This window comes from Synechococcus sp. H60.1, assembly GCF_047462335.1.
In the GTDB taxonomy this organism is placed as follows: Bacteria; Cyanobacteriota; Cyanobacteriia; order Thermostichales; family Thermostichaceae; genus Thermostichus.
The window spans coordinates 1-5,162 of the sequence record NZ_JANSJA010000224.1 but is presented as its reverse complement, the minus strand read 5'-3'; the positions used below and the strand labels follow the sequence as shown (position 1 = coordinate 5,162).

Here is a 5,162-nt window from a genome sequence, read left to right as displayed (position 1 = left end):
AGTTGTACTGCCTATGCAGCGACTCCAGCCAGCCGTCCATCCAGGCGACTTGCCTGGGAATAGGGCGCAAGCGGCACTGGTAGGCAATTCTCCTGGTGAGAGTATTGTACCTATTCACAACTGGGATGTTCCCGCCTCTCCCCAGCGACTCCGACCGACCCCCAGCCCCCCCGTGTACGGGGGTACAGAGCGGGGCTTCAAGGACTACGTCCCGCTAGCACGAACGGCAGATTAGCTAGCTCTTGAGGGTCGGTAACTGGCGGAAGGCGGGGCGGACTACGCCCTCAAGCGTTGGGATCCCTTCACCGGAAAGCTTCTCAGTGTTCATCCCGAACACGGCAACTGGATTGGGGCAGTGGCCAGCGCTCCTGGGGATCGCTGGCTGGCCAGCGGCGGCGACGACTACTGCATTTGGCTGCGTCGCTTTCCTTCCCGCTCGGCGCTGCGGGTGTATCGGGATCCCGCGGCCTGTATCAGCCTCTGGCCCATGGGCTAGACCCCAACCCCAGAAAGCACTACCATCACCACCACCGCCGCAAAGATGATCAAAGCGTAAAACTGCGCCTTGCCGTTTTCCAGGTATTTCATCACTTCGCCGCTGACCATCGCCACCAGGCCCGTCAAGTTGACCACCCCATCGACAATGCGGCTGTCCACCTCCAGCGCTTCCCGCGCCACAAAGCGAGTGCCCTGCACAAAGACCCGATCGTAGAGATCGTCGATGTACCACTTGTTAAGCGAGAAGTAGTAGAGCGGCTGCAGGCTTTGGGGGAAGGTGCTCGGATCGATGCGCTTCTGCCAGTAGATCAGGCTGGCCAGGGCAAGGCCAATCAGCCCAATACCTACCGAGCTGCCCGCCATGACCAAAAACTCCGTCCAATCGAAGTGGCCAGCCAGCACCGCTTGCCACTCGGCTGCCACCAGCGGCAAAACCGATCCGGCCTCCGCCACAGTCTCGCCCGGCGGATGGATAAAGGCCTCAAAGAAGTTGGCAAAGGGAGTGCCCACCAAGCCGATCAGCACCGAAGGAACCGCCAGCGCCACCAGCGGAATCGTCATCGACAGGGGAGACTCATGCGGCTCGGCAGCGTGGCCATGCCCATCGTGCCCGTCTTCCACAGCTTCAGGATGGCTGCTGGGCTGGGGCTTTTCGTAAATGTTCATGGCACCGGGGCCAAAGGCCGGCTCTTTCCCGGCAAAAGCGTAGGCAAAAGCCGGCACCGGTCGGCCCTGGCTGACGGCTACCTCCTGCCGCAGTCTCAGGTTGGTGCCGCGAAACTCCCCTTCAAAGGTGAGGAAGTAGATGCGGAACATGTAGAAGGCGGTGATCCCCGCCGTGAGGAAGCCCACCCCCCAGAGGGCTGGGTTGTGCTCAAAAACCGCAGCCAAAATCTCATCTTTAGACCAAAAGCCGGCAAAGGGCGGGATCCCACAGATGGCCAGTGTGCCAATCAAAAACGTGATGGCCGTAACTGGCATGTATTTGCGCAGCCCTCCCATCAGGCGCATGTCCTGGGACAAAACCGGGTCGTGGCCCACCACCGCCTCCATGCCATGAATTACGGAGCCAGAGCCCAAAAAGAGCAGCGCCTTGAAGTAGGCGTGGGTCATCAGATGGAATAAGCCCGCCCCATAGGCGCCGGATCCCATGGCCATGACCATGTAGCCCAGTTGGGAGATGGTGGAGTAGGCCAGGCCCTTTTTGATGTCGTTTTGGGTGATGGCGATGCTGGCCCCCAAGAAAGCCGTGCCCGCCCCTGTCCAGGCAATGAGGTTCATGACTGCCGGGATCCCTTCCAGCACTGGGAACATACGTGCCAACAGGAATACTCCGGCAGCAACCATGGTGGCCGCGTGGATGAGGGCCGAAATAGGCGTGGGACCTTCCATGGCATCCGGCAGCCACACGTGCAGCGGGAACTGAGCCGACTTGGCCACCGGCCCCAAGAACACCAAGAGGGCAAACAGGGCAACCAAGCTGCTGCTCACCGCGCCGTTGGCCACCATCTGCTCCACATTGCGGGCCAGTTCCTCGAACTCGAAGGTTCCAGAAATCCAGTAAAAGCCCAAAATGCCCAGCAACAGACCAAAGTCGCCCACCCGGTTGACCACAAATGCCTTCTGGGCTGCCTCTGCCGCCGCCTGCCGCTCGTACCAGAAGCCAATCAGTAGGTAGGAGCACATCCCCACCAGCTCCCAGAAGATGTAGATCTGTACCAGGTTGGGACTGAGCACCAGGCCCAGCATCGAGGAGGCGAACAGACTCAGGTAGGCGTAGAAACGTACATAGCCGGGATCCTGGGCCATGTAGCCATCGGAGTAGATCTGTACCAAGAAGGCCACGGTGGTCACCACCACCAGCATCATGGCGCTGAGGTGGTCGACTACAAAGCCCATGTCCAGCGAGAAGGATCCCGCCTGGGCCCAGGTGATGGTTCTGAGGACGGTTTCATGGCCCTGCAGTTGGCTGGCCAAGAGGGCAAAGGCGTGAACCATCGCCGTCCCCGTTGCGAACACACTCAAAAAGGCGGCTAGAGAGCGGTTGGCCCTTGTCCAGGCGTTGAACACCAGGATGCCTAGGCCAAGCAAAAAGGCTGCCACCAGGGGATAGACGGGGATCAACCAGGCGTATGCGTAGATGAATTCCATGGGATACTGCTGAATGCGTTCTCTTGCGGTAGTGAACCCTCCCTGCTGGCCGGTGGGAATCTGTCTACGGGTCAGAGGCCGGCAGTTGCTCTGGGGCTTCTGATATTGTAAATCTTTGCAACACAATCAGCGCCCCCCTGCAGTCACCCAATCCATGAGAGCAAAGATTTTTCCTCCCGATCAACCGGGATCCCCGCAGGAGAATCGGAAGATAGGCTGAAAGTTATCCCTAAGCCTGTGGCAAGATGACAGGGATCCCTTGTAAGCGCTACAACTGAAGGCTGAAAGCCACAGACTGTCTGGAGAAAAGCCCATGAGCCTAAACCTGGTGACCCTGGTGGGGAGAGCCGGAATGGATCCAGAGGTGCGCTACTTTGAGTCGGGCAAGGTGGTGTGTACCTTTAGCTTGGCGGTCAACCGCTTCCGCAAAGGAGAGGACAAGCCCGATTGGTTCAACCTGGAGCTGTGGGGGCGCACCGCTGAAGTGGCCGGAGAATATGTGCGCAAGGGCAGCCTCATCGGGGTAACAGGCAGCCTCAAGTTCGATCGCTGGAAAGATCGAACCACTGGGGAGGATCGCCAGAGGCCGATCATCGCCGTGGATCGGCTGGAATTGCTGGGATCCCGTCAAGATCGCGAGCCTGACCTGCCTGCAGAGGAGCCGTTCTAAGTCCCCTCCAACCGACGTTGGCACTCCCGCACCACCTCGGCCAAGTCTTGACTACACCAGGGGTAGCTTAAGAGTGGCCGTTGGATTACCCACAGGGGAATCCCCAGAGTTTTAGCCACAGCCTGCTTGATGGCCAGGCCACCAGCTTCTCCAGAGTCCTTACTAATAACCACTTGGGGCTCCAGCCTCTGCCAAAGCTGCAGTTCCTGCTCCAAGCTGAGGGGCAAGCGCATCCCAATCACCCGCTCGGCAGGGATCCCGGCTTGCACTGCCCGGGGAACCGACTCTGGTAGCACCCGCGCCCACAGTTGGCAGCGATCCTGCCAGGGCACAAACAGGGGCAATGCCTTCACCCCCACCGTTAGCAGCACCCGCCGCCCTGCCAGTACGCCATCCGTGAGCAACACCTGCCAGTCTGACGCTACCTGTACCCAGGGATCCAACGCCACCGGGGGGCGCTCGTAGCGCAGGTAGGGGATCCCCAGTTGGGCGGTCACCTGCATGGCCAGTTGCGAGATCTCTTGGGCGAAGGGATGGGAAGCATCCACCAGCACGCGGATCCCGTGTTCCTGTAGAAACTGTAACAAAGATAGGGGCGAAAATCGGGTAACTATCACTTGCCCCGGCAAATCCCGATATAGCCTTCTGGCCCCCTCGGTGGTGACGGTGGCTATCCAAGGGATCCCCTCATGGCTGAGGACGTGGGCCAAGCTGCGGCTTTCGCTGCTGCCACCGATGAGGGCCACTTCAAGTGATTTACGAACCGAGCCCATGTTGTGTTGCCAAAGTTTGCTACCAGTGGATACGATCGAGGTCTAAAGGCTGGAGGCGAGTGCTCATGATCGAGATGCATGTGGCTGGGATCGCGGTCGACGCTGTCAACCAGGCTCCCATTGTCATCTTGCGCGATACCCATGAGCGGCGTGCCCTACCCATCTGGGTAGGAAGAGCGGAGGCCAACGCCATTCTGCAGGCGCTGGACGACCAAAAGCCCCTCCGCCCTATGACCCATGACCTTATTCTGAACTCCTGGAAAGCTTGGGGGATCAAGCTGGAGCGGGTTATCATCCATGCCCTGCTGGACAATACCTTCTATGCAGTGCTTGTTACAGTCTGCGGCGATAAAAAGCAGGAGATTGACTGCCGCCCCAGCGATGCCATTGCCCTTGCCCTGCGGGCCCATGCCCCCATCTGGACTGTAGAAGAGGTAATCGCGGAAGCCTCGATCCCGATGAACCAAGATGCTGACGAAGCAGAGCGGGAGGCCTTCCGCAAGTTTGTGGAAAACGTAACGCCCAAAGACTTTATTCGCAGCCACCCCTTCACTGACCACCCCACGGAAGCAGACAGTTGAAGTTATAGCCTTCCTGAGCTGTCCCCTACTGGAGGAGCTGAAGCCATTGGCCGGTCTCTACTCTTGCTAGCCTAGGGGTCTGCTTGGGTTGACTTCTCTCCTCCCTTTCAAAGGATCCGACGGTGTCGCTGACCACCGACGCGAGCGCTTTGAGCTAGATATAGGTCACTACCAGCGTGGCAGGCTAGCAGGCTCTCATCCCAAAGCAGCCACGTTGGTCAAACGCCAAGACGGTTCCTACTACATCCAGATTGGCGTGGAGTCTGAAGCACCAGAGCCGGAGCACGCCGTCAAGGCAATGGGCGTGGATTTGGGTAGGAGGGATATTGCCCAGACCTCTGAGGGGGATCACTGGAATGGACAGCGGTTGAACCGGGTCAGAGACCACTACTCCCGGTTGAGAGCGGCTCTGCAACGCAAAGCCAGTCAGGGCACACGCAGCACTCGGCGCAGGTGTCGGGAGCTGCTGCAACGGCTGTCTGGTCGGGA

General features: G+C 59.4%; 5 protein-coding genes and 1 pseudogene. 4 read left to right on the top strand and 2 right to left on the bottom strand.

Annotation, left to right across the window (positions count from 1 at the left end):
• Positions 1–355: 355 nt before the first annotated feature.
• A complete protein-coding gene (locus NW852_RS11110; RefSeq protein ID WP_414366655.1) occupies positions 356–496 on the top strand; it encodes a hypothetical protein in 141 nt (46 codons plus the stop codon).
• Here NW852_RS11110 and NW852_RS11105 read toward each other — a convergent pair.
• Complete coding sequence (locus NW852_RS11105; RefSeq protein WP_414426745.1) at positions 493–2,649, bottom strand: NAD(P)H-quinone oxidoreductase subunit 5; 2,157 nt, start codon at positions 2,647–2,649, stop codon at positions 493–495. The genes NW852_RS11110 and NW852_RS11105 overlap by 4 nt on opposite strands.
• 313 nt (positions 2,650–2,962) lie before the next feature.
• On the opposite strand from NW852_RS11105, the gene NW852_RS11100 reads away from it, so the two are divergent.
• Positions 2,963–3,319: a single-stranded DNA-binding protein gene (locus tag NW852_RS11100; protein WP_414366659.1), complete on the top strand. Its 357-nt coding sequence runs from the start codon at positions 2,963–2,965 to the stop codon at positions 3,317–3,319.
• Here the strand turns inward: NW852_RS11100 and NW852_RS11095 are convergent.
• Positions 3,316–4,092, bottom strand: a complete 777-nt coding sequence (locus tag NW852_RS11095) for a cobalt-precorrin-6A reductase (protein WP_414366661.1) — start codon at positions 4,090–4,092, stop codon at positions 3,316–3,318. The two genes, NW852_RS11100 and NW852_RS11095, sit on opposite strands and share 4 nt — an antisense overlap.
• Positions 4,093–4,157: 65 nt before the next feature.
• Here NW852_RS11095 and NW852_RS11090 point away from each other — a divergent pair, with 65 nt between their 5' ends.
• Both NW852_RS11090 and NW852_RS11085 read left to right on the top strand, forming a co-directional pair.
• Positions 4,158–4,673, top strand: a complete 516-nt coding sequence (locus tag NW852_RS11090) for a bifunctional nuclease family protein (RefSeq protein ID WP_414366662.1) — start codon at positions 4,158–4,160, stop codon at positions 4,671–4,673.
• A 139-nt stretch (positions 4,674–4,812) separates the two neighbouring features.
• Positions 4,813–5,162: pseudogene (locus tag NW852_RS11085) on the top strand (RNA-guided endonuclease TnpB family protein); the annotation flags it as partial.

Coding starts and splice junctions, on each gene's coding strand:
- NW852_RS11095 (WP_414366661.1), bottom strand. CDS start 4,092: ATGGGCTCGGTTCGTAAATCACTTGAAGTGGCCCTCATCGGTGGCAGC.
- NW852_RS11100 (WP_414366659.1), top strand. CDS start 2,963: ATGAGCCTAAACCTGGTGACCCTGGTGGGGAGAGCCGGAATGGATCCA.
- NW852_RS11090 (WP_414366662.1), top strand. CDS start 4,158: ATGATCGAGATGCATGTGGCTGGGATCGCGGTCGACGCTGTCAACCAG.
- NW852_RS11105 (WP_414426745.1), bottom strand. CDS start 2,649: ATGGAATTCATCTACGCATACGCCTGGTTGATCCCCGTCTATCCCCTG.